Below are 24,753 nucleotides of genomic sequence, written 5' to 3'. Positions count from 1 at the left end.
TTCCCGCGTCCAGATGCCCGCGGTGCTTCGTGCAGCCGGGCCGCACACAAAACCCGTGTGCGGCTTTACGGTCGGAATGCGACCTGGCTTTAGTCTTTCTTGACTTCCTTGAAGTCGGCGTCGACCACGTCGTCCTGCTGCTGGCTCGCGCCACCAGCCGACGGGCCCGCGCTCGCGCCCGCCGCGCCTGCTGCCGCAGCTTCGGCACCTTGCGCAGCCTGCATGTCGGCGTACATCTTTTCGCCCATCTTCTGCGAGGCAGTCGCCACCGCTTCGATCTTGGCTTCGAGTGCGGCCTTGTCGGTCGAACCGCTCTTCAGAGCGTCTTCCAGGTCCTTCAGCGCGGTTTCGATCTTTTCCTTCTCGCCGGCTTCCAGCTTGTCGCCGTACTCGGTGAGCGCCTTCTTCGTGCTGTGGACGAGCGCGTCGCCCTGGTTGCGGGCGTCGGCCAGCTCACGCAGCTTGTGATCTTCTTCCGCGTTCGCTTCGGCGTCCTTCACCATCTTCTCGATTTCGGCTTCGGACAGACCCGAGTTCGCCTTGATCGTGATGCGGTTTTCCTTGCCGGTCGCCTTGTCTTTCGCGCCGACGTGCAGAATGCCGTTCGCGTCGATGTCGAAGCTCACTTCGATCTGCGGCGTGCCGCGCGGTGCCGGCGGAATGCCTTCAAGGTTGAACTCGCCCAGCAGCTTGTTGCCCGCCGCCATTTCGCGTTCGCCCTGATACACCTTGATCGTCACGGCGCTCTGATTGTCGTCAGCCGTCGAGTAGACCTGCGAATGCTTGGTCGGGATCGTGGTGTTCTTGTTGATCATCTTCGTCATCACGCCGCCGAGCGTTTCAATGCCGAGTGACAACGGAGTCACGTCGAGCAGCAGAACGTCCTTGCGGTCGCCGGACAACACCTGGCCCTGAATCGCGGCGCCAACGGCCACGGCTTCGTCCGGGTTCACGTCGCGGCGCGGATCCTTGCCGAAGAATTCCTTAACCTTTTCCTGCACCTTCGGCATGCGGGTCATACCGCCGACCAGAATCACGTCGTCGATTTCGCCGACCTTCACGCCTGCGTCCTTGATAGCGACGCGGCACGGTTCGATCGTGCGTTCGATCAGTTCTTCAACCAGCGCTTCGAGCTTGGCGCGCGTGATCTTCAGGTTCAAGTGCTTCGGACCCGACGCGTCGGCCGTGATGTACGGCAGGTTTATTTCGGTTTGCTGGCTCGACGACAGTTCGATCTTCGCCTTCTCAGCCGATTCCTTCAGGCGCTGCAGTGCGAGCACGTCTTTCGACAGATCGACGCCCTGCTCTTTCTTGAACTCGCCGATGATGTAGTCGATGATGCGCTGGTCGAAGTCTTCACCGCCGAGGAACGTATCGCCGTTCGTGGACAGCACTTCGAACTGCTTTTCACCGTCGACATCCGCGATTTCGATGATCGACACGTCGAACGTACCGCCGCCCAGGTCATACACGGCGATCTTGCGGTCACCCTTCTCGTTCTTGTCGAGACCGAACGCGAGCGCGGCTGCGGTCGGTTCGTTGATGATGCGCTTGACTTCCAGACCGGCGATGCGGCCTGCATCTTTGGTTGCCTGACGCTGGCTGTCGTTGAAGTACGCGGGAACCGTGATCACGGCTTCGGTGACCGGCTCGCCGAGGTAGTCTTCAGCGGTCTTCTTCATCTTGCGCAGCACTTCCGCGGAGATCTGCGGCGGAGCCAGCTTCTGATCGCGTACTTCGACCCATGCGTCGCCGTTATCGGCCTTCATGATCTTGTACGGCATGAGGCCAATGTCTTTCTGAACTTCCTTCTCTTCGAACCGGCGGCCGATCAGGCGCTTAACTGCGTACAGCGTGTTCTTCGGGTTCGTGACCGACTGACGCTTGGCAGGCGCGCCGACGAGAATCTCGCCGTCTTCCATGTAGGCGATGATCGACGGCGTGGTGCGCGCACCTTCCGAGTTCTCGATCACCTTGACCGAATTGCCTTCCATGATCGCCACGCACGAGTTGGTCGTGCCGAGGTCGATACCGATGATTTTGCCCATTTTTACTAATCTCCTGACTTTGATCGCTGCGGGAATCGCCCTGTTTGCCGTCTGGCGGCAAGGCAATCCGCCCTAAATTCATACCTGCACTCAACATAAGTGCGTCCGCATCGTTTTCAAGACCTCTTTTGCGATGCGGTCTTTAATTTTTTTCAATCGACCGGACTTTTGCCCGAATCCGCTCCGTCGGCTTGCGCACCAACTGCCGCTTTGGCCGAGCGGATTTTCTCGCGCGCCGCGGCAACCGCCGCCTCGAACTGCGCGAGGCCGTGCCAGCCGGTCGCCCGACCCAGCCGTTTGCCGCGGTGGAAAAAGAACCACGTCGGCACACCATGAAGCATGAAACGCCGGCCAAGTTCGCGGTGCTCGTAGACATTGCTGTGAAACCACCGCAAGCCGAGCGCACGGATCGCGTCCGGTTGAGCGAGCATGGCCTTTTTGGCGATCTCGCAGTTGAAGCAGTCGAGTCCCCAGAAGAACACCACCGCGAGTTGGTCACCCGCTTCGGCGAGACTGGCGTCGAATGATTCGGCGCTTAGCTCCTGCATGTCAAACGCCGAAAACGCGGTTGCGTCGACGGGAATCTTGGCCATGACGATGCCTACCTGGTGCCTATCTGTTGTCTACGGCTCTGTACGGCAAACGCGAGCGGAATCCGAACCGAAAACGGAGCAAACCGGCCTTACTTCGGCGCAGCGACAGTGACGAGCGCCGGGCGCAGCACGCGATCCGCGATCACGAAGCCCTTTTGCAACACGGCGACAACCGTATTCGGCTCCTGGTCGGCCGGCACCATGGAGATAGCCTGATGGCGGTGCGGGTCGAACTTCTCGCCCACCGGATTCAGCGCGACGACGCGGCCCTTCTCCAGCGCGCCTGTGAGCTGACGCAGCGTGAGTTCGACACCTTCGCGCACTTTCTGAAGATCGTCGGTCGAGTGAGCGACGGCTGCTTCCAGACTGTCGATCACCGGCAGCAGGTGCTCCGCGAAGCTCTCGATGGCAAACTTGTGCGCCTTCGCAACGTCTTCTTGCGCGCGGCGGCGCACGTTTTCCGTCTCGGCCTTCGCGCGCAGAAAGCTTTCCTGCAATTCGGCGATCTTCGCCTGCGCTTCGGTCAATGCAGCTTCCGCACCCGTTGCCGGCGTGTCCGTGGCGACGCTCGCAGCGGCTTCCTGCTCCGGCGTGACCGCCTCGGCGGCCTGGCGCGCGGTTTCGTCCGCGGGCGTGGGATTCTGGCTCGTCGGGTTCTCTTGCGTGTTTTCCATGTCGCTAAAAGTCGTTAAAAAATTAAAAGCCAACGGCAGCAACGGCGCATGACACCAACGCGATTTGTGCGTTGCAAAATCGCGACAGTTATCCAGGCGCGCTACCACGTATCGAAATGGCAGGTTGGGCCGCAAACGCGCGTTTTCAAGCGTCTCCGCCGAAATTTTCAAACCGGCAGGCCACGCCGAAACGCGCGGTTACAACCATGAGAGCGCTGCGATCAGATTCAGATTGAGCGCGGCGTGCAAGTGACCTATGCTCCAGTTACGCGGCGGAAAACAGCGTTAACCCTAATCCGACATAAACCTTTCCGCCTTTTTGCAATTTCCACCTGGCTAGCTCGTTTCTTTTCCGCACCATCCCAAAAGGGGGTACCGTGAAACTGACCTTTGCAATCTCGGTGGTCGCACTGGTACTCGTTGCGGGCACCACGACCATCTGTATGTCTGGGGCGGTCAACGATCACACAACCGAATACGGCGGCGTGAACGCGACCATGGAACAACTGTTCAATCCCCACCTGAAAATCTGTCGATAGTCCGGCGGTCGCGCTTGGTCGGGCGGCCGTGTAGTGCCTCGGCCGGCTCGCGATACGTCTTGCGGCGCTCGTGCTCGGCCTGCCGCTTTTGCCGGCTCTCGTCCGTCTCGGCGTAAAGCGTCTGCGCGACGCTCGCTGGGCCGCGCACGTCGCACACGCCCAGCACCTGCACCTGCCATACGAACCGCTCGATTTCGATCTCGACGAGATCGCCGACCCGCACGTCCTTGGCCGGCTTCACGTTGGCTCCGCCTATGCGCACACGCCCCTTCTCGACCGCGTCGGCGGCAAGCGAGCGCGTCTTGAAGAAGCGTGCTGCCCAAAGCCACTTGTCGATGCGCAGCTTCGCGCCCGGTTCCGTCGAAATTCGGTAGTTCATATGCGTGCTCAAGCCGGAGTGTGATGCGGTACGGGAACCGCCTGCACCGGCCAGCCTTGCAGATTCTGCGCGACGATTTCGCCAAGCGCGGCAATCCACGCCTGCGACGCGTTCACGCAAGGAATGCGATGAAACTCCTTGCCGCCAGCATGCAGGAACTCGTCGCGCACTTCCATGCCGATCTCCTCGATCGTCTCGAGACAGTCGGCGGTGAAGCCGGGACAAAATACGTCAGCACGCCGCACGCCTGCCGCCCCGAGTTCCTTCAGCGTGGGTGCCGTGTACGGCTGCAACCACTCCGCCTTGCCGAAACGCGACTGGAAGGTGATCCGGCATTCCACCGGCGTCAGGCCGAGCGCCTGCATCAGCAGCGCGCCGGTCGTCTGGCACTGCTCGTGGTACGGATCGCCAAGATCGAGCGTTCGCTTGGGCACGCCATGAAAACTGAGAACGAGCTTGTCGCCGGCCGCGAAATCCGGACGACCATGGAGATGCCAATACTGGTGTACCTGCGCAGCGAGCGCTGAAATATACGCGGGATGATCGGCGTACTGGCGCACCGTGCGGATCTCGGGCTGGTTACGCATGCGCTTGAGGGCGGAGAACGCGTCGTCGAACGCGGTCGCCGTGGTCGACGACGAGTACTGCGGATACATCGGCATCAGCAGCACCCGTTCGGCACCGGCGAGCTTCAGCTGATTGAGCATGGCCGGGATGCCGGGCGTGCCGTAGCGCATTGCGTACTCGACGAGCACCGTGTAGTCATTCAATTGCAGCAGGTGGCGCAAACCTTCCACCTGCTTTTCCGTATAGACGCGCAGCGGCGAGCCTTCGGGCATCCACACGGCCGCATATTTCTTCGCGGATGCGCGGCCCCGGAACGGCAGGATCAGAAGCCGCAAAATGATTTGCCACAGCAGCGCCGGAATTTCTACCACGCGAGGATCGGACAGGAACTGCGCGAGATAGCGGCGAACCGCTCGAGGCGTTGGCGCGTCGGGCGTGCCGAGATTGATCAGCAGCACGGCAACGCGGTGCGACGTGGCGTTCTGCGAGGGCCGCTCGAGGTCGAAGCGCATAGGCAGCAGGAATAACCGCACAAGGCGGGAAGTGGAATCAGGTGGGATTCATTATAGCGGCGCGCCTCGTGGCCGCGCGCCCTGGAGACCCCTGGCCGTTCGGCCAATTGGCAGGCGGCGCCGGCTCGCGCATCATGTGCTGGATGAAACGCGGCAGCGGCGAGGCGCTACTGCTGGCTGAGGGTCAGCGAGAGCAGTCTCGCGGTGATGTCCACGATCGGGATCACGCGGTTGTAGGCCATTCGCGTGGGTCCGATCACGCCAAGTGTTCCGACGATCTTGCCATTCACCTCGTACGGCGCGGTAACGACGCTCATTTCCTCGATAGGCACGAGGTTCGACTCGCCGCCTATGAAGATCTGCACGCCAGCCGCATGACTCGACACATCCAGCAACTGAAGGAGACTGGTCTTTTGGTCGAACACATCAAAGAGCTTGCGCAAGCGCGCCATGTCCGAGGAAAGATCCGCGACCTCGAGCAGATTGCGCTCGCCCGAAATGAGCACGGTCTCGCCAGTGTCCGATTCGTCGGTGCTCGCGGTGACGGCCGCGTGCATGAGCGTGGTCATGTCGCCGCGCAACTGGTCGATCTCTTCGCGCAGGCGGCGGCGCACTTCGTCGAAAGAAAGACCGGCGAAGTGGGCGTTGATGTAGTTGGATGCTTCGACCAGTTCGGACGGCGTGAAGTCGCGCTGGGTCGCCATCATGCGGTTCTGCACGTCGCCTTCGGGCGTAACGATGATCAGCAGAATGCGCTTGTCGGACAGGCGCATGAATTCGATCTGCTTGAACACGTGGCTGCGCCGCGGCGTGAGCACGACACCGGCGAACTGCGACAGATTCGAGAGCACGCTCGCCGCCGCGGCGACGATTTTCTGTGGCTCGCCGGCCTGCAGCGTAGTCTTGACGGTACGCGTGACTGCTTCTTCGTCTGCGGCCGACTCGACAGTCAACATTGTGTCGACAAAAAGCCGGTAGCCGCGCGGCGTGGGAATGCGTCCAGCCGAAGTATGCGGGCTGATCACAAGGCCCAGATCCTCGAGATCCGACATGACGTTGCGGATGGTCGCCGGACTCAACTCCAGGCCGGAATAGCGCGACAGCGTGCGCGAGCCGACCGGCTGACCTTCGGCAATGTAGCGCTCGATCAGAGTTTTTAGGAGGGTTTGTGCGCGAGGATCTAGCATGACGGAAAATTTTAGCTCAATGGTGCGACTACCGCGAGCGCTAACGGCGCCCAACACCGGCGGATCAACCGCCGCTCGCCAGGACTGCCTCTTGCGCCGGTTTCAGCGCCCGGTGCCGCGTTCGGTCCGGGGCGCCGCCAGCCCTGTTGCTGACGGCCCCGCCCGCAGCGCGCCGTTGCAGTTTGCGGGGCGCACATGTCATCAAGGCTTCACCATTCTAACGATAATCCCTAACTGCGCTGGCGGCCCGCCCGTGCCGGCGGGCCGCCGGGTCCGCGCGCGGTTCTTTTCGGGCCTTACCTATGGTGTAATGCCGGCATGCAAGTAACCAGCCAGTTCAAGACCGTGGCGCTCGTCGGGCGCAACAACACCCCGGGTATTCGCGAGCCCCTGACGGCGCTCGCCTCCTGCATCGCGAAGCGCGGCTTCGAAGTCTTTTTCGAAGCCGACACCGCCGCGGAAATCGGCGTCACCGAGTATCCGGCGCTGCGTCCGGCCGAGATCGGCGCGCGTGCAGATGTGGCGATCGTGCTGGGCGGCGACGGCACAATGCTGGGCATCGGGCGGCAACTGGCGCCTTACCGCACTCCGCTCATCGGCATCAACCACGGCCGGCTGGGCTTCATTACCGACATCCCGATCTCGGACATGAGCGAGATCGTGCCGCAAATGCTGGCGGGCAACTTCGAACGCGAGGAGCGCGTGCTGCTGGAGGCGCGCATCATGCGCCAGGGCAGTCCGATCTACCACGCGCTTGCCTTCAACGACGTGGTGGTCAATCGCAGCGGCTTCTCCGGCATGGCGGAACTGCACGTTTCGGTGGACGGGCGCTTCATGTACAACCAGCGCTCGGACGGCCTGATCGTCGCCACGCCCACCGGCTCGACGGCTTACGCGCTGTCGTCGCAAGGGCCGATTCTTCATCCGCAGTTGCAGGGCATCGTACTCGTGCCGATCGCGCCGCACGCGCTGTCGAACCGGCCAATCGTGCTGCCGGACGACTCGAAGGTCAGTATCCAGATCGTTTCCGGGCGCGAGGTCAACGTCAATTTCGACATGCAGTCGTTTACGTCGCTCGAACTGGGCGACTCGATCGAAGTGCGCCGCTCGCGTCATACGGTGCCAATGCTGCATCCGGTCGGCTACAGCTATTACGCGACGCTGCGCAAGAAGCTGCACTGGAACGAATACCCATCGCACGAAGAAGACGACAAGCTCTGACCGGCGGAATGCCGGGATACAAGCGCCGCTAGAGAAACCCGAATATCAGGCTCACAGACCACCTTCATGCTTCGCCACCTCTCGATACGCGACTTCGTCATCGTCGCCGCGCTCGATCTCGAATTCGACAGCGGCTTTACCGTTTTTTCCGGCGAGACCGGCGCCGGCAAGTCGATCCTCATCGACGCGCTGGCGCTCGCGCTCGGCGCGCGCGCTGACGCGAGCGTCGTTCGCACCGGCGAGAGCCGCGCCGACATCACCGCGGAATTCGACACACACGCGCAGGTGGATCAGTGGCTCGACGAGCAGGCGTTCGCCGCGTCGGCAGCCGACGGCCAGAACGGCGGCACCGTGATGCTGCGCCGCGTGGTGGATGCAAATGGGCGGTCGCGCGCTTTCATCAACGGCACGGCCGCGACATTGGCGCAACTGCGCGAGGTCGGCGAAATGCTGGTGGACATTCATGGCCAGCACGCGCACCAGTTGCTGATGCGTCCCGACGCCCAACGCGAACTGTTCGATACCCACGCAGGCCTGAGCGAACTTTCCGCGGGCGTCACGCGCGCGTGGCGCACATGGCGCGAGAAGGTTCAGGCGGTCGAGCATGCGCAAACGCGCGACCGCGAGTTGCAACTGGAACGCGAGCGGCTTGCCTGGCAGCTTGCGGAGCTGGACAAGCTGTCGCCCCAGCCTGGCGAATGGGAAGAGGTTAACGCGGAGCATCGGCGGCTGTCGCATTCGGCGAACCTGATCGACGGCGTGCAGGGCGCGCTGACTGCGTTATCCGAATCGGACGAAGCAATGATCACGCATCTTGCGTCGATCGTGTCGAAGGTGCGCGATCTCGCGGAAATCGATCCGGCCTTGAACGACGTACTGGCCGCGCTCGAACCCGCAGAGATCCAGCTTCAGGAAGCTGCGTACTCGCTGAGCCATTACGCACAAAAGCTCGAACTCGATCCCGACCGGCTCGCCCAGGTCGAAAAGCGCCTCGACGCATTGCATTCGGCGGCGCGCAAGTTTCGCTTGCAGCCCGAAACGCTGCCCGATGAACATGAAACGCGCCGTGCGCAGCTTGCCGCGCTAGACGCTGCCGCCGACCTCGATAGCCTGCATGCAGCAGAAGCAAAGGCGCACGAGGCATTCGTCGCGGAAGCCAAAAAGCTGTCCAAGGCACGCGCAAAGGCCGGCAAGGCCCTCGGCGCGGCGGTCACCACCGGTATGCAGGAACTGTCGATGAAAGGCGGCAGCTTCGAAGTAGCGCTCGTGCCGCTGCCGGAGGGCGGCGCGCATGGTTTGGAGCAGGTCGAATTCCGCGTCGCCGGGCATGCAGGCGTGCCGCTGCGGCCGCTTGCCAAGGTCGCATCGGGTGGCGAACTCGCGCGGATCAGCCTTGCGCTGGCCGTGATCGCAAGCGCCGCAAGCCCGACGCCCACGCTGATCTTCGACGAAGTGGATACGGGCATTGGCGGCGGCGTCGCCGAAGTGGTCGGACGGCTACTGCATCAACTCGGAGAAGCGCGCCAGGTGCTTTGCGTGACGCATTTGCCGCAGGTCGCCGCACGGGGCGACCATCATTTCCAGGTGGCGAAGACCGGCAACGGCAAGGGCGGTACGGTAAGCAGCGTCGTTTCCCTCGACAAGGCGAGCCGCGTGGAAGAAGTCGCGCGAATGCTCGGCGGGCTCGAAATCACACCGACCACTCGCAAGCACGCGAAGGAAATGCTGGCGGCTTAGTAGTCCCAAGGCTGCGGCGAAGGCCCGGCCTTCAGCGCGGGCACAGGTCTTTACCGCCGAAGCGGCACGGGACAAAGCGCCGGCAACCCGCGCTTGGGCCGCGGCCCGCCATGACGCACGTCTCCTTCAACCCTCGCCGAACACCCGCTCCCAAAGCCCGAGCACGGCATCGCGTTCCGTCGCGACGAGAGCCGGCTCCACGCGCGCCTTCTCCATCCCATCCAGCCGCAACTTATGCTGCAACTTCCGGTACGTGCGGTAAGCCGCGCCGACCGTCTCGGCTTCGGCCTCGCTCATCAGCCCGAGGCGCGACACTTCGCGCAGCAGAGCAATGTTCCCGGTATTGCGGATCAATTCGGGATCGCGCGCCGCGTGCAGCAAGACCCAGTACTGCACGGTGAATTCGATATCCACCATGCCGCCGCGATCATGCTTGAGGTCGAACAGCGTCGTATGGTTAGGGTGCCCGGCGATCACCCGCTCGCGCATCTCGACTATCTCGGCGGCAAGCTGCCTGGCGTCGCGCGGCGTGGTCAACACCTGTTCGCGGATCGCCTCGAACTGCGCGCCGATCTGCGCGTCGCCCGCACAGTAACGCGCGCGGGTTAGTGCCTGGTGCTCCCAGACCCATGCGGTGTTGGCTGCGTCGCCCTCGCGCAGTTGATAGCGGCGGAACGCGTCCAGATCGGTGACGAGCAAACCCGACTCGCCGTTCGGCCGCAGGCGCAGGTCGATATCGAACAATGTGCCTGCGCCGGTGGCCGTGGTCAGCCAGGTAATGAGCCGGCGGGTGTACGTGGAATAGATATCGGCTGCGGCGTCGTCGGGATCGTCGTAGAGGAAAATGACGTCGAGGTCGGACGCATAGCCCAACTCTTTGCCGCCCAGCTTGCCGTATGCGATCACCGTGAAACGCGGCACCTGGCGATGGCGCTTCGGCAACTGGTTCCACACGGCTTCGAGCGTCACATCGAGCACAGCATCGGCGAGTTCGGACAGGCGGTCGCTCACATGTTCGACGCTCAGCTTGCCGGCAAGGTCGATCAGCAGAATACGGAACACTTCTGCCTGGTGCGCGTGGCGCAGCAAGTCCATTTGCTGCTCGACGCCGTCCGCGGCGGCCAGCCGCAAGCGCAACGTGCGCTTGAACTCGGACCAGTCAAATGGACTGTTGATCGCCTCGTCGTCGAGCAGTTCGTCGAGCAATTGCGGATGGCGGATCAGATAGCCGGCCGCCCAGCGCGAGGCGCCCAGCACCGACAACACCCGATGCAGCGCTTGCGGGTACTCGGTCAGCAGCGCCAGGTACGCACCGCGCCGGCTCACCGCTTCGAGCAGATCGAAAAGACGCGCGAGCGTATCGCCGCGCCGCTCGGGCGGCTCCAGCGTGCGCGCGGCTTCGAGCGCGCGCTGCGCGACGATGTCGAAACGCTGCCGGCTGCGCTCCGCGAGCCCCGCGTAACGCGACGATTGCCACACGCCGCGCAGCCGCGCGAGCAGATCGCCCGGCTCCGCCACACCCAGTTCGACGATACGCGCGCGCAACGCATCTTCCGCGCTGTCGTCCGAGAGTGCGCTGCTCCAGACCCAGGCCGCCGCGCCGTCTTCGGGGGCGCCGCAGCCATCGCGGCCGCTTACCTTGTCGGCAAATATCTGATCGAACTGCTGTTCGACAAGCTCACGGTGCGCGTCGAGCCGGGCCATCAACGTCGGATAGTCGTCGCAGCCCATGGCACGGGCGAGCGCCGCCCGGTCCTCGGGATCGACGGGCATCGCATGAGTTTGCGCGTCGTTGCGATATTGCAGCCGGTGTTCCAGTTCGCGCAGGAACCGATACGCCTGCGAAAGCTTCACGCAGACCGACGTGTCGATCAACCCATGCGTCGCGGCGTGACGCAACACGGCGAGCGTCGGACGCACACGAAAACCGGCGTCCTGACCGCCGCGGATCAACTGGAACACCTGCGCGCTGAATTCGATTTCGCGGATGCCACCGCGCCCCAGCTTGATGTCGTCGGCCTTGTCCGGGCGCATCGACGCGCGGCGCTGTGCCTCCTGGCGAATCTGCAGATGCAACGCGCGAATCGCGCTGATCACGCCGAAGTCGAGATAACGGCGATAGACGAACGGCGTGACGATCGCATCGAGCTGTTTCGAGAGACGCCGCGCCGCCTCGCTCGTGGCTTCGGAAACCAGCCGGCCCTTGATCCATGCATAGCGTTCCCACTCGCGGCCCTGCACATAGAAGTACTCTTCGAGCATGCCGAGACTGCATACGAGCGGCCCCGAATCGCCGTTCGGGCGCAAACGCATGTCGACGCGAAACACATAGCCGTCGGCGGTGACTTCGGCGAGAGCGCCGATCAGCCGCTTGCCGAGGCGCGTGAAAAAGTCCTGCGTGGCGATCGCCGCGCGCTGCCCGCCGGCGGTCTCGCCGTCCTCTTCATAAATGAAGATCAAGTCGATGTCCGACGACACGTTCAGTTCCCGACCGCCGAGCTTGCCCATGCCGACCACACCCAGCGTGAGCCGCTCGCCTTGCGGGCCGCGGGGCTCGCCAAAGAGCGCCTCGAGTTCGGCGGAAAGAACGGCGAGCGCGCGCTGGATCGTCGTCTCGGCCAGATCGGTCATCGCTCCGGTGACTTCGGCGACGTCCGCCTCGCCAGCCAGGTCGCGCTCCATCACGGCGCAAAACACCTCGGTGCGCAACCGGCGCAGAGCCCGTTTCAGTGCCTCTTCGGTCAAGGGAGCGGCAGCGCCGCCGGCGGCCTCCGCGCAGAGCGTGTCAAAGCGGGCGTCGATGCGCTCGCGGGTCAACGGCGCGGACGCAAGCTCCGCCACCTGCACGGCGAGTTTGGGATGCGCCGCGGCGGCGCGCGCCGCGTAGTGCGAATAGTCGGAACTCGGAAGAGTAGCGTGAGTCATCAAAGGTCTGGCTCGCTCGTTGCTTGGTTGTCGGGGACTGTGCGCCAGAGGCATGCCGCTTCGTCGCACCGCGACTTCCCGGACGCCGATGAGGCTCGCGCGGCGGCGTGCTGACAGGGCCTATACGAAGTCCTGCCGACGCTTTCCCGTGTGTTACATTTCGTCGTTAAATCGCAAAACTACCATACGCCCACCCGCCGCAGCATGTCCGAGCGAAACGAATCCGCCGACCCGCAGGAAACCGGGCAGGCCCGGCCTCTGAGCGGAAGCGACCACGTCGTGCTGCGCCGGACTCTTCACGTCGTTCTGGCGCTGGCGCTCGTCCTCTATTTCATCGCTGCGGGACTGTACCTCGGCTTGCGCTATGTGGTGCTGCCGCGCGCCGACGCTTTCCGCCCGCGCATCGAAGCCGCCGTCTCCGAAAAGCTGCACGCGCAGTTCACCATCGGCAAGCTCGCGCCGCATTGGAGCGGGTTCCAGCCAGGGCTCGACATCACTAATCTGGTGATTCGAGACCATGAAGGCAAACCCGCGCTCACCATACCGCACGCCACCGCGAGCTTGTCGTGGCGCTCGCTCTGGCAGTTCTATCCGACGCTCTCCAGCCTGATCGTCGATCAACCGGATGTGCTGATTGCGCGCGGCGGCGACGGGGAACTCTCGGTCGCAGGCGTGCCGGTGCCGACCCGTCACAGCGGCAACGACACGTTGTCGACGTGGCTCGTGCGACAGCAGGCGATCGTCGTGCGCGGTGGCGTGCTGCGCTGGCGCGACGTCCAGCGTGACGAACCGGAACTCGCTCTGCGCGACATCCGCATAGCGATCCTGAACGACGGCTACGATCACCGTCTTGCCCTTCAAGCGCCGCCGGATGGCCGCTTGCTACACGGCCCAATCGATTTCCGCACGCATTTCCGGCACGCGCCGCTCGCGGCGATCGGCAAGCCGATCAACTGGAAGGGACAGGCCTATGTGTCGACCGGGCCGGTCGATCTGCCGACGCTTGCGCGTTACGTCAGGTTTCCGATCGAAACGTTCGCCGGCCGCATCGACAACGCGATCTGGGTCGAGTTCGCCGACGGCCGCATGAAGTCGGCAAGCGGCCAGATGGCCGGCGCAGATGTCGCGTTACGCGTGCGGCCCACGCAGCCCAAGCTGCTTGTGCCGGTCGCCCATTTCGGGTGGCGCATGGAAGTCGATCAGGGCGACTACAAGCTTCAACTGAGTGACATGCGCGCCGAACTCGGCCAGCCGCCGCTCGAGGACGGCACGCCGCTTACGCGCACACTGACGTTCAGCACGCTCGACGGACACTATCGCAAAGCGTCGCAGCAAAACGGACAGCTCATGAGCGTGTCGGGCGACCGCGTGGACCTAGGCATTCTCGCGGAATTCAGCCGAGCGTTACCGCTGCCGCGGCCCCTTCTTAACGGTCTCGTGCGCTACAACCCGCGCGGCATCGTTGCCAACTATCTGATCGAAGTGGAACGCGGCAAGCCGGAATCGGGCGAGCCTGGCGGCGACCGTCACGCGACGGGCGCCGAGCCAGTCGAGCGTTATCGCTTCAAGGGCGACCTGCAAGGCATCAGCTTCGCCGCGCAAGAACCGCCGCCTGGACTCACCGCGCGCAATCACCCACGTGCTGGCATTCCGGGTATCGAGAATCTTTGGGGCAGTGTCGACGCCGATCAACGTCACGGTACGGCTTTGCTCGACACGTCCAACGTGGCGATCACGCTGCCAGGCGTCTTCGACGATCCGCGCCTCAAGCTCGACCATCTGCACGGTCGCGCCGACTGGACCATCGGCAAGAAAGCGCCCGGCGACAACCACCCGGCGTTCACAGTGAAACTGGCCGACTTCGGCGTCTCGAATGCAGACGTCGCGGCGAGCGCCACCGCCGACTACAGCAACCCCGGCCACGGCCGCGGCTCGCTTGACCTGAAAGCGGACTTCGAGCGCGCGCAGGTCTCGCGCATCGCCCGCTATCTTCCGACCAGCATCAGCGAAAAGCTGCGCATCTATCTCGGGCACGGCTTGCAGGCCGGCATGTCGCGCGGCGCGACGATCGAGATACATGGCGATCTGACGAAGTTTCCCTACTCGCGCGATCCCGACGCGGGCGTCTTTCACATTGTCGCGCCGTTCAAGGGCGGCAAATTCGACCCTTCGCCATACCCGCCGCGCAAGATGAGGAACGGCACGCCGAACGTGTGGCCGCCGCTCGACGGCATCGACGGCGTGTTCGAACTCAAAGAGAAGATGTTGCGCTTCGACATCGACCGCGCACGCTATAAACGCGTGGCGCTGCATGGCGTGAACGGCAGGATCGACGACCTCGGCACGCGCGAGTCGAACCTCGTGATCAAGGGCGACGGGCTCGGGCCGCTCGCCGACATGCTCGACTACGTGAACGAAAGCTCGCTCGGCATCATGGCGCGGCACCAGACCGAGAAGATCCGCGCCGAAGGGCCGGCCTCGCTCGCGTTGAAGCTGACGGTTCCGCGCACGCCCAAGCCGCATATCGGCGTGGAAGGCGCGCTGGGCTTCGAGAATAATCGACTGACGGTAGAAAACGTGCCGCCGCTGTCGCAGTTAAGGGGCAAAGTGCACTTTACCGAACGCAGCGCGCAGACCGACCGGCTCACCGCGCAGTTTCTTGGCGGCGACCTGCGGGCAAGCGGCGGACTGAAGCAGGACGGCACTTACGCTCTCGACCTGGACGGTCATCTGGCCGTCGATGCGGCGCGCGGTCTCGGCCTGCATGGTCCGGCGGCCCAGGTGCTCACGCGCATGAGCGGCAGCGCACCCTACGCGCTCAATGTGCGCGGCGCAAAAGGCAGGCTGCCGCAACTCACGGTGAACTCGGACTTGACCGGCCTCGCGCTCGACTTTCCGGCACCGTTCAACAAGCCGGTCGGCGCACCGATGCCGCTACGGCTCGCCGCCGGGCCGTCCACGGTTGCCGGCGAAAGCGGACTGGAGCGTGCGGAACTGAACTTTGGTCCAATCGCCGCGCGCTACTTGCTGGACTACAAGCCGAAAAGCCCGCCGACGGTGCTGCGCGGCGCAATCGGCGTGAACCGGCCGGCCGACCTGCCCTCGGAAGGGGTGATCGCCGCGGTCGACCTCGAAGCGTTCGATGCCGACGCATGGCGGGCGCTCGTTACACAGATGCGCAACAAGGAAGCGCCTGCTGAATCGGCCGCGCCTTCCACCCCCAACCCGACTGTCGCGCAGTTCCTGCCGAGCCGCTTTGCGCTCCACATCGGCACTTTGACGCTGCTCAAGCGCCATTGGGACAGCGTGATCGTCGGCGCTTCGCACGCGGATGCCAAATGGCAGGCGAATATCGCCTCCAATCAGGTGTCGGGTCACGTTTCGTGGCTGCCGGGCGCCGACAAGGCGTCGCCGGGCACGCTGCAGGCGCGCTTTGCACGCGTCGTGATTCCGTCGGTGGCCGACAAGGATCTGCTCGGTCAAGCTATTTCGGCTCCGGTGCAGAACATGCCGTCGATCGATCTGGTCGTCAACGAACTGATCGTGCGCGACCGCGATATCGGCCGGCTCGAAGTGCTGGCGCACAATTTCAACGAAGACGGCGTGCCCGTCTGGCAACTCGACAAGCTGGACATTGCAAATCCCTCGGCCACGCTCTCTGCGACGGCGAACTGGCGCACCTCGACCGAACTGGCCAACTCCGCCGACGACACCACGTCGCGGCGCACCGTGTTCGATTTCAAGCTCGACATCAAGGACGCGGGCGGATTGCTCCAGCGCTTCGGCCAGCCGCGCACGCTGAAGGCGGGCAGCGGCACGCTATCGGGCAAGATGGTGTGGCGCGGTGGCCCGACCGCCATCGACTACCCGACGCTAAACGGCAACATGGCCGTCGATCTTCGTCACGGCCAGATTCTCAAGGTCGATCCGGGCGTCGCCAAGCTGCTCGGCGTGCTTAGTCTGCAAAGCCTCGCGCGCTTCGCGACGCTGAGTTTTCGCGACGTGATCGGCGAAGGTCTGCCGTTCGAGCACGTCACGGGAACCGCGCAGATTCGCAACGGCATCGGCCGCACCGAAAACTTCGAGATGGTGACCGCGCCGGCCCGCGCCGAAATGAAAGGCTCCGTCGATCTGGCTCAGGAAACTCAGGATCTGCATGTCCAGATCGTGCCGACGGTGAGCGCCGGCGCAGCGGTCGTCGCGGCCGCGGTAATCAATCCATTCCTCGGCCTGGGCGCGCTGGTGGCGGATCTGGCGTTTAGCCAATCCATCTCGCACGCGTTCGCGCGGGAGTACGCGATCACCGGTTCGTGGTCGAAACCGCACATCGAGCGGGTCAAGAGCGATCGGGGTAAGATGGACGCTCCAGCTTCGACCGCGGTCGCGCAATAAGCGTCTTCAGTTGAAGCTTTGGCTCAAGCTTCAAGTCGACGGCGGGTTCGACGCTGTCGGTGGGTTACGGATCGACCGAGATTCGAACCCAGGTGCCCGAGCCAGCCACAAACGACGTATGCGGCGCGCCGGAACTTAGCGCCGCCGCCTTTGCCGGGAGTTTCTCGAAACGCTCATGAGCGAAACACACGTCTCTTCATCTTCGTCCCCTGCCTTGTCGGCCGCAGCACCTGGCGATTCACAGCTTGAGCAGGCAAGCGGCACACAAAGCACGTTTCGCGTCGCGGCGCTGCAGATGGTGAGCACGCCGGATCGCGAGCGAAATCTGGCCGACGCCGAGCGCCTGATTGCTGAAGCCGCGGCCGATGGCGCGCAGCTTGTCCTCCTGCCGGAATACTTCTGCTTCATGGGCTTCAAGGACACGGACAAGCTCGCCGTGCGCGAGGCTTACCGCGACGGCCCGATTCAGCGCTTTCTCGCGGATGCCGCGCGCCGCCACAAGCTGTGGGTGATCGGCGGCACGCTGCCGGTCACGGCGCCCGAACCGTCGCGAGTGTTGAACACCACACTCGTATTCGACCCGCAAGGACACGAGGCTGCCCGCTACGACAAGATTCATCTGTTCAACTTCGAGAAAGGCGAGGAATCGTTCGACGAGGCGCGCACCATCTGTCCCGGTGACGAGGTTCGTACTTTCCAGTCGCCCTTCGGCCGTGTCGGTCTGTCGGTCTGCTACGATCTGCGCTTTCCCGAGCTGTACCGGCGCATGGGCGATTGCGCGCTGATCGTTGTGCCATCGGCGTTCACCTACACGACCGGCCACGCGCACTGGGAGATGCTGCTGCGCGCCCGCGCCGTCGAAAACCAGTGCTATGTGCTGGCCGCGGCGCAAGGCGGCAAGCACGAGAATGGCCGCCGCACGTGGGGCCACAGCATGTTGATCGACCCGTGGGGGGAAATCGTGGCAGTGCGTGACGAAGGCGCCGGCGTGGTCGCTGGCACGCTGGAGCGCACGCGTATCGACGAAGTGCGGCAGAGCCTGCCCGCCTGGCGTCACCGGGTGCTCAGCTAGACACATTGACATTGAAACTGCGGCGCCCCTCACCCATATAGTGATGGTGGCGCTAACCGAATCCTTCGTATCGAGCAGAACATACTTCGCATGAATATCATCGAACCCGGTATCCGTAATCTCGCCACCGCCAAGGACATCCTCCTGACGCCCTACGGTCTCGACGAGTCCCTGCTCACCCGCACGCTGGCTGAGATCTTCACGCATCGCGTCGACTATGCGGACCTGTATTTCCAGGCAACCCGCAGCGAAGCATGGAGTCTGGAAGAAGGCATCGTGAAGTCGGGCAGTTTCAGCATCGACCAGGGCGTCGGCGTGCGCGCCGTGTCGGGCGACCGCACGGCTTTCGCGTATTCGGACGACCTGTCGCCCGAAGCGATCCGCCAGGCGGCAATCGCCACACGTGCAATTGCCAAGGCGGGCGGCGGCAAGCAGAAGATCAAGGTGGCGTCGTCGTTGACCGGCATTGCCGGGCGCGATCTATACCTGCCCGCCGATCCTCTGCATTCGCTCGACGCGACCGCCAAGGTCAAGCTGCTCGAGCGCATCGAACACATGGCGCGCGGTCGCGACCGGCGCATCCAGCAAGTCATGGCGGGCCTCGCCGGTGAATACGACGTCGTGCTGGTCGCGCGCAGCGACGGCGGGTTCGCGGCGGATATCCGTCCGCTCGTGCGCGTGTCGGTCACGGTGATCGCCGAGCAGAACGGACGCCGCGAGATCGGCAGCGGCGGCGGCGGTGGCCGCTTCGACTACAGCTATTTCACCGACGAAGTGCTGTCGCGCTACGTCGACGACGCGGTGCACGCAGCGCTCGTGAACCTCGAAGCGCGTCCGGCGCCGGCGGGCGCGATGACTGTCGTGCTTGGACCGGGCTGGCCCGGCGTATTGCTGCACGAAGCAATCGGCCACGGTCTGGAAGGCGACTTCAATCGCAAGGGTTCGTCGGCGTTTGCAGGACGCATCGGCGAGCAGGTCGCGGCCAAGGGCGTGACCGTCGTCGACGACGGCACGCTGCCGAACCGCCGCGGCTCGCTCAACATCGACGACGAAGGCAATCCGACGCAGTGCACGACGCTGATCGAAGACGGCATTCTCAAGGGTTATATTCAGGACACGCTCAACGCGCGTCTGATGAAAATGCCGGTCACGGGCAATGCACGCCGTGAGTCGTACGCGGCGCTGCCCATGCCGCGCATGACCAACACGTACATGCTCAACGGCGACAAGGACCCGCAGGAAATCATCGAATCCGTGAAAAACGGCTTGTACGCGGTGAATTTCGGCGGCGGCCAGGTCGACATCACCAACGGCAAGTTCGTATTCTCGACATCCGAGGCGTACATGATCGAAGACGGCAAGATCACGTACCCGGTCAAGGGCGCGACGCTGATCGGCAGCGGTCCGGAATCGCTGAAATACGTCAGCATGATCGGCAACGACATGAAGCTCGATTCAGGCGTTGGCGTGTGCGGCAAGGAAGGCCAGAGCGTGCCGGTCGGGGTCGGGCAGCCGACGTTGCGCATCGACCGGATGACGGTTGGGGGCACGGCTTAAAACTGCACTCGCCGCATGATTCGTGCATCAACTGCATGAATCATGCGGGTTTTCCGCATTTTCTCGCCCCGCTGCTTGTCAATCGAGCTTAGCCGGGTTATAAAGTCACTCACCCTTTTTGACCAGCGACTCCATTTCGCCATGTCCGCCAAGTTTTACTTTTACTTTTTCTGGTATCTCAGACCGCTGGCGGATCGAGAGGGGTGTTAGTGCACGTAGAACACCGAGAATTCCCGAAAAACCGCCAGCGAGTCTGGCGGTTTTTTTTCGCCTTCCGTCTTTGAACATTATGTTTTGCACGCACCGCCTGCGCGAACACGCTACGAACCGATTCAGGAGAACAACATGCCCCCGCACAACACCGACGATGTCCGCATTCGCGAATTGAAAGAGCTCACTCCTCCCGCGCACCTGATCCGCGAATTTGCCTGCGACGAAGCGGTGTCCGACCTGATCTACAACTCACGCACCGCCATGCATCGCATTCTGCACGGCATGGACGACCGCTTGATCGTGATCGTCGGGCCGTGCTCGATTCACGATACGAAGGCGGCGTTGGAATATGCAGGGCGCCTCGTCGAACAGCGCAAGCGCTTCGCGGGCGAACTCGAAGTCGTGATGCGCGTGTACTTCGAAAAGCCGCGCACGACGGTCGGCTGGAAGGGTCTTATCAACGACCCGCATATGGACAACAGCTTCAAGATCAACGAAGGGCTGCGCACGGCGCGCGAGCTGCTGTTGCGCATCAACGAACTGGGTCTGCCGGCCGCCACCGAGTATCTCGACATGATCAGCCCGCAGTACATCGCCGATCTGATCTCGTGGGGCGCGATCGGCGCGCGGACCACCGAGTCGCAAGTGCACCGCGAACTCGCTTCGGGCCTGTCGTGCCCGGTCGGCTTCAAGAACGGCACCGACGGCAATGTGAAGATCGCCGTCGACGCAATCAAAGCCGCGTCGCAGCCGCACCATTTCCTGTCGGTCACCAAAGGCGGCCACTCGGCGATCGTATCGACGGCGGGCAACGAGGATTGCCATATCATCCTGCGCGGCGGCAAGACGCCGAACTATGACGCGGACAGCGTCAACGCGGCGTGTTCGGACATCGGCAAGTCAGGTCTCGCCGCGCGCCTGATGATCGACGCGAGCCACGCGAACAGTTCGAAGAAGCATGAGAACCAGATTCCGGTGTGCGCGGACATCGGCCGGCAGGTTGCTTCGGGGGACGAACGAATTATCGGCGTGATGTTGGAATCGCATCTGGTGGCAGGCCGCCAGGACTTGCAGGAAGGCTGCGCGCTCACGTACGGGCAGAGCGTGACCGATGCATGCATCGGCTGGGACGAAAGCGTTGCCGTGCTCGAAGGTCTCGCCGACGCCGTTAAGCAACGGCGCGTGGCGCGCGGAAGCGGCAACTGACTGCTGTTCGATTGCGTCGTGTGACGCAGTTGGCAGATGAAAAACCCGGCTCGACGAGCCGGGTTTTTTCTGGCCAAACGGATGAATGGTGCTGGATGGACCGCCTCAGTACCGTAGCAAGTCATGGTCGGTCTCGGCACGACTTGCGTTGGGCCGAAGCCGCCGGTTACGTTGACGATGGCGTGCATGACTCGCGTCTTTTAAGCTTCATTTTGGAGCTTATCATGCACGGCTACGTTTCACTCGACCACGCCCGAACCGAAGACTTCTGTGTGAATTCGCGCCGGGTCCACGCCGAGTGCCGCCAGCGCATCGCACTGCGCGCGCATGAATGGCACGGGTCCACAGATGTAGTAGTCGGCATCCGGCACGACGACCTGCTCGGCAATTCTCGGTATGTCGAGACGACCGTCGAAATCGTAGTCGACGCCCTGCCGGTCGCCCTCACCGACCGCTTCGTAGAACACCACGCGCTTCACGTTCGAATGCGACGCGACCGTCTCGTCGAGCCACTGACGGAACGCGTGCACGCGGCCGTTGCGGCATGCGTGAACGAAAGTCACGCTCCGCTCGCTGCCGTCGGCGAGGATGGTTGACAGCATCGAGGTCATGGGCGTCACGCCCACGCCGCCGCTCATCAGCACCACAGGCGTGGTTTTCTTGCGATCGAGCGTGAAGTCGCCCATCGGCGCGCTGACATGCACGACGGTGCCCTCTTCGACATCTGCGTGCAGCAGGTTCGACACGTGGCCGGGCGCTATGTCTTCGCGGCCGTCTTCGCGCTTCACGGAGATGCGCAGCCACTTGCCATGCGGCGCGTCCGACAAGCTGTACTGACGCGGCTGATCGACACCCAGCTTGTCGACGAAACGTTTCACGCTCACGTACTGACCCGGTTCGAAGTCACACGCGGCCGAACCGTCGGCTGGCGTCAGATAGAACGACGTGATTTCGTCGCTCTCCACCTGTTTGCGCGCCACCTTGAACGGACGGAAGCCGCTCCAGGCCGCGCCTCCATACAGCTTCGCCTCGGTGCCCACGAAGATGTCCGCAAGCTGACCATACGCGACTTCCCAGGCGTCCAGCGTGGGTTGATCGACCGCGTCGCCGAGCACGTCGACGATCGCACCCAGCAGGTGGCGGCCCACAATCGGGTAATGCTCGGGCCGGATGTTCAGGCTCGCGTGCTTGTTGGCGATCCGCGAGACAGTCGGGCCGAGCGCGCCCAGATTGTCGATGTTGGCTGCGTACGCATACACCGCGCGCGCCAGCGTTTCGGGCTGATTGCCGCTTTGCTGATGCGTCTGGTTGAACAGATTCTTCAACTCCGGATGATGCGCAAACATGCGCTTGTAGAAGTGCTTCGTGATGGTCGTGCCATGTTCAGCAAGCACGGGCACCGTGGCTTTAACGCGGGCAAGCTGTTCGGCGGTCAGGGCGGTCATTTATACTTCTCCTTAAAGATGCATACACAATACATCTTTAAGCCGTGACTTGCTCCAGACAGATTGTCGCAGGCCACTGCCGATTGCTGAAAGCGGCCGTGGCGCCTAGTTTTGCGCGCGATCGTGCTGCCAGAGCACGTCCGCGCCGCCGTCAGCGCGATTGAGCACGCGCGCGAGCACAAACAGAAGGTCCGACAGACGGTTCACATACTGACGCGGCGCGGCGTTGACGGCCTCCTCGTCACCAAGGGCGACGATAGAGCGTTCCGCGCGGCGGCAAACAGTACGGCAAACGTGGGCGAAAGACGCCGCGCGTGAGCCGCCCGGCAAGATGAACTCCTTCAGCGGCGGAAGCGCAGAGTTGTAGTCGGCAAGCCAGCTGTCGAGCTGCGCGAGATGGCGGTCGGTGATCATTGTGTGGCCGGGAATGCAAAGTTCGCCGCCCAGGTCGAACAAATCGTGCTGAATCGAGACCAGCGCCGCCCGCACGTCATCAGGCAGGCGCTCGCACAACAGCACGCCAAGATTCGAATTGAGTTCGTCGACGTCGCCGATCGCCGCAATACGCGCGCTGTCCTTGCGGACGCGCCGGCCGTCGCCGAGACCGGTGGTGCCGTCGTCGCCGGTACGAGTGGCAATCTTGCTCAGACGGTTACCCATGATTTCTCCCTGCGTTCAATGATGAAGCCCGCGCCGACAGCGCATCGGTCGCCGACTAAAGTCCCGGTCTTCTTGCGCTGTGGTGGCGGCAGATCGGTTAGCGCATCATCTGCCGCGTTATCTCTGTCTTGTCACCGCGTTAACCATGTTGCGCGGAGCTAGCAGCCGCCGCCATTATAGGAGCGATAGTCGGCGCGACGCCCCAGAAGCAATGGAAGCGGCCCGCCCCCGGCAGAAAGCGATCGGCGTAAAATGAAGTGCCTGCTGCAAAAAAGCAGCTTCGCCTGACATTTACTAACAAACCTTTCCATGGGGCTGGAGCAAGTGCCAACGCGCTTCCGCCGGTCGACACAGGAGACATGCGTGAATCATTCCGTTCCGCCGGCCACGCTGCGCCGGCCATTCCCTGCCGAATTGCTGAGCGCGCTTACCAACGCCTTCGGTGAGCGCGTTTCGATCGCGCAAGCCGTGCGCGAGCACCACGGCCGCGACGAATCGCCGTTCGATCCCCAACTGCCCGACGCCGTCGTCTTCGCGCGCAACACCGAAGACGTGCAGACGGCCGTCAAGCTGTGCGGCCAGTACAACGTACCTATCATTCCGTACGGCAACGGCTCGTCGCTGGAAGGGCATCTGCTTGCGGTCCAAGGCGGCGTGTCGATCGATCTGTCGGAAATGAACCGCGTGCTGTCCATCAACGCCGAAGACCTCACGGTCACCGTCGAGCCAGGCATTTCACGCAAGCAGTTGAACGAAGCGCTACGCGACACCGGCCTCTTTTTCCCGATCGATCCGGGCGCGGACGCGAGCATCGGCGGCATGTCGGCCACGCGTGCGTCAGGTACCAACGCCGTGCGCTACGGCACGATGCGCGAGAACGTACTCGGCCTCAGCGTAGTGCTGGCCGACGGCCGCGTGATCAAGACGGGCACGCGGGCGCGCAAATCGTCCGCGGGCTACGACCTCACGCGTCTGTTCGTCGGTTCGGAAGGCACGCTCGGCGTGATCACCGAAGTCACCGTGCGCCTTTATCCGCAGCCGGAGGCCGTGTCCGCCGCTGTCTGCGCATTTCCGTCGATGGGCGACGCGGTTCGCGCCGTCATCGAAACAATTCAGATCGGCGTGCCGATTGCGCGCGTGGAATTCGTCGACGCGCTAGCAATCCGCTCGATCAACCGGCATTCGAACCTCACGCTGCGCGAGGCACCCACACTGTTCTTCGAATTCCACGGCACCGAGGCTGGCGTCAAGGAACAAGCCGAACTCGTGCAGGAAGTCGCCGCGCAGAACGGCGGCGAAGGTTTCGAATGGGCGACGCGGCCGGAAGACCGCAGCCGTCTGTGGAACGCGCGTCACAATGCCTATTTCGCCATGCTGCAACTGAAGCCCGGTTGCCGTGCCGTCACGACCGACGTCTGCGTGCCGATCTCGCGACTCGCCGAATGCGTCGTCGAAACGGAGCAGGACTTGAAGGCGTCGCCGCTGCCCTGTCCGATTGTCGGCCATGTCGGCGACGGCAATTTCCACGTCGCGATCCTGATCGATCCGAACAAACCGGAAGAACTCGCGGAAGCCGAGCGGTTGAACCATCGCATCGTGCAGCGCGCGCTGCGCATGGACGGCACCTGCACCGGCGAGCATGGAGTCGGTCTGCACAAGATGGGTTTTCTGCTGGAAGAACATGGGGACGTTGCGGTGGACACCATGCGCTCTATCAAACACGCGCTCGATCCGCACAATCTGATGAACCCCGGCAAGATTTTCAGCTGGGCCGCCTGACGCGTCGTTTCAAGGCGCGTTGTCGGGAACGATTGAGTAGGACTGAA

The 24,753-nt window shown here is 63.3% G+C and carries 18 protein-coding genes; 8 read left to right on the top strand and 10 right to left on the bottom strand.

The features are described 5' to 3' along the window. Positions 1-89: 89 nt before the first annotated feature. The 3 genes from dnaK to grpE form a co-directional block, all read right to left on the bottom strand. Complete coding sequence (gene dnaK, locus BCA01S_RS16910; protein WP_020069710.1) at positions 90-2,048, bottom strand: molecular chaperone DnaK; 1,959 nt, start codon at positions 2,046-2,048, stop codon at positions 90-92. A 152-nt stretch (positions 2,049-2,200) separates the two neighbouring features. Then, on the bottom strand, positions 2,201-2,641 hold the full coding sequence (locus BCA01S_RS34925; protein ID WP_042318761.1) for a thioredoxin family protein: 441 nt from the start codon (positions 2,639-2,641) through the stop codon (positions 2,201-2,203). Between the two features lie 89 nt (positions 2,642-2,730). Further along, positions 2,731-3,315, bottom strand: coding sequence for a nucleotide exchange factor GrpE (grpE, locus tag BCA01S_RS16900; RefSeq protein ID WP_027777911.1), 585 nt, complete (start codon positions 3,313-3,315; stop codon positions 2,731-2,733). 377 nt (positions 3,316-3,692) lie between these two features. Between grpE and BCA01S_RS38535 the strand changes: the two genes are divergently transcribed. Next, on the top strand, positions 3,693-3,854 hold the full coding sequence (locus tag BCA01S_RS38535; RefSeq protein WP_006047884.1) for a hypothetical protein: 162 nt from the start codon (positions 3,693-3,695) through the stop codon (positions 3,852-3,854). Here BCA01S_RS38535 and BCA01S_RS16890 read toward each other — a convergent pair. The 3 genes from BCA01S_RS16890 to hrcA all read right to left on the bottom strand — a co-directional run bounded on the left by BCA01S_RS16890 (position 3,826) and on the right by hrcA (position 6,499). After that, positions 3,826-4,233, bottom strand: coding sequence for an RNA-binding S4 domain-containing protein (locus BCA01S_RS16890; protein WP_020069707.1), 408 nt, complete (start codon positions 4,231-4,233; stop codon positions 3,826-3,828). The genes BCA01S_RS38535 and BCA01S_RS16890 overlap by 29 nt on opposite strands. An 8-nt stretch (positions 4,234-4,241) precedes the next feature. Continuing rightward, the gene (hemH, locus tag BCA01S_RS16885; protein ID WP_027777910.1) at positions 4,242-5,312 is read right to left on the bottom strand and encodes a ferrochelatase; all 1,071 of its coding nucleotides are present in this window, start codon (positions 5,310-5,312) and stop codon (positions 4,242-4,244) included. Between the two features lie 167 nt (positions 5,313-5,479). After that, positions 5,480-6,499 (bottom strand): heat-inducible transcriptional repressor HrcA, encoded by a 1,020-nt coding sequence (hrcA, locus tag BCA01S_RS16880; RefSeq protein WP_020069705.1) that lies wholly within the window; start codon positions 6,497-6,499, stop codon positions 5,480-5,482. Positions 6,500-6,817: 318 nt separating this feature from the next. Here hrcA and BCA01S_RS16875 point away from each other — a divergent pair, with 318 nt between their 5' ends. Both BCA01S_RS16875 and recN read left to right on the top strand, forming a co-directional pair. Continuing rightward, positions 6,818-7,720: an NAD kinase gene (locus BCA01S_RS16875; RefSeq protein ID WP_027777909.1), complete on the top strand. Its 903-nt coding sequence runs from the start codon at positions 6,818-6,820 to the stop codon at positions 7,718-7,720. 66 nt (positions 7,721-7,786) lie between these two features. Then, positions 7,787-9,457 carry a DNA repair protein RecN gene (gene recN / locus BCA01S_RS16870; protein WP_027777908.1) on the top strand — a complete coding sequence of 557 codons (1,671 nt, stop codon included), beginning with the start codon at positions 7,787-7,789 and terminating at the stop codon, positions 9,455-9,457. A gap of 126 nt (positions 9,458-9,583) precedes the next feature. On the opposite strand, the gene glnE is transcribed toward recN, so the two are convergent. Further along, on the bottom strand, positions 9,584-12,382 hold the full coding sequence (glnE, locus tag BCA01S_RS16865) for a bifunctional [glutamate--ammonia ligase]-adenylyl-L-tyrosine phosphorylase/[glutamate--ammonia-ligase] adenylyltransferase (protein ID WP_027777907.1): 2,799 nt from the start codon (positions 12,380-12,382) through the stop codon (positions 9,584-9,586). Between the two features lie 204 nt (positions 12,383-12,586). On the opposite strand from glnE, the gene BCA01S_RS16860 reads away from it, so the two are divergent. From BCA01S_RS16860 to tldD, 3 genes are all read left to right on the top strand, one after another. Next, on the top strand, positions 12,587-16,774 hold the full coding sequence (locus tag BCA01S_RS16860; protein WP_027777906.1) for a YhdP family protein: 4,188 nt from the start codon (positions 12,587-12,589) through the stop codon (positions 16,772-16,774). Positions 16,775-16,949: 175 nt separating this feature from the next. Beyond that, entirely contained in the window at positions 16,950-17,846 is an 897-nt protein-coding gene (locus tag BCA01S_RS16855; protein ID WP_027777905.1) for a carbon-nitrogen hydrolase family protein, read from the top strand. Between the two features lie 90 nt (positions 17,847-17,936). Continuing rightward, on the top strand, positions 17,937-19,403 hold the full coding sequence (gene tldD, locus BCA01S_RS16850; RefSeq protein ID WP_027777904.1) for a metalloprotease TldD: 1,467 nt from the start codon (positions 17,937-17,939) through the stop codon (positions 19,401-19,403). Between the two features lie 105 nt (positions 19,404-19,508). Here tldD and BCA01S_RS38530 read toward each other — a convergent pair whose 3' ends face one another. Then, complete coding sequence (locus BCA01S_RS38530; RefSeq protein WP_169740531.1) at positions 19,509-19,691, bottom strand: hypothetical protein; 183 nt, start codon at positions 19,689-19,691, stop codon at positions 19,509-19,511. A gap of 57 nt (positions 19,692-19,748) precedes the next feature. Between BCA01S_RS38530 and aroG the strand changes: the two genes are divergently transcribed. Then, on the top strand, positions 19,749-20,822 hold the full coding sequence (aroG, locus tag BCA01S_RS16840) for a 3-deoxy-7-phosphoheptulonate synthase AroG (protein WP_020069697.1): 1,074 nt from the start codon (positions 19,749-19,751) through the stop codon (positions 20,820-20,822). A 239-nt stretch (positions 20,823-21,061) separates the two neighbouring features. Here the strand turns inward: aroG and hmpA are convergent, their stop codons facing one another. Further along, positions 21,062-22,267 (bottom strand): NO-inducible flavohemoprotein, encoded by a 1,206-nt coding sequence (gene hmpA / locus BCA01S_RS16835; RefSeq protein ID WP_027777903.1) that lies wholly within the window; start codon positions 22,265-22,267, stop codon positions 21,062-21,064. Between the two features lie 105 nt (positions 22,268-22,372). Next, positions 22,373-22,927: a cob(I)yrinic acid a,c-diamide adenosyltransferase gene (locus BCA01S_RS16830; protein ID WP_027777902.1), complete on the bottom strand. Its 555-nt coding sequence runs from the start codon at positions 22,925-22,927 to the stop codon at positions 22,373-22,375. Positions 22,928-23,290: 363 nt separating this feature from the next. Here BCA01S_RS16830 and BCA01S_RS16825 point away from each other — a divergent pair, with 363 nt between their 5' ends. Then, positions 23,291-24,706, top strand: a complete 1,416-nt coding sequence (locus BCA01S_RS16825) for an FAD-linked oxidase C-terminal domain-containing protein (RefSeq protein ID WP_027777901.1) — start codon at positions 23,291-23,293, stop codon at positions 24,704-24,706. The last annotated feature ends 47 nt before the right edge of the window (positions 24,707-24,753 follow it).

It is taken from the genome of Paraburkholderia caledonica NBRC 102488, assembly GCF_000685095.1.
Taxonomy (GTDB): Bacteria; Pseudomonadota; Gammaproteobacteria; order Burkholderiales; family Burkholderiaceae; genus Paraburkholderia; species Paraburkholderia caledonica.
Note: the sequence above shows the minus strand (reverse complement) of the source record. Positions and strands in the feature narration are given on the sequence as shown.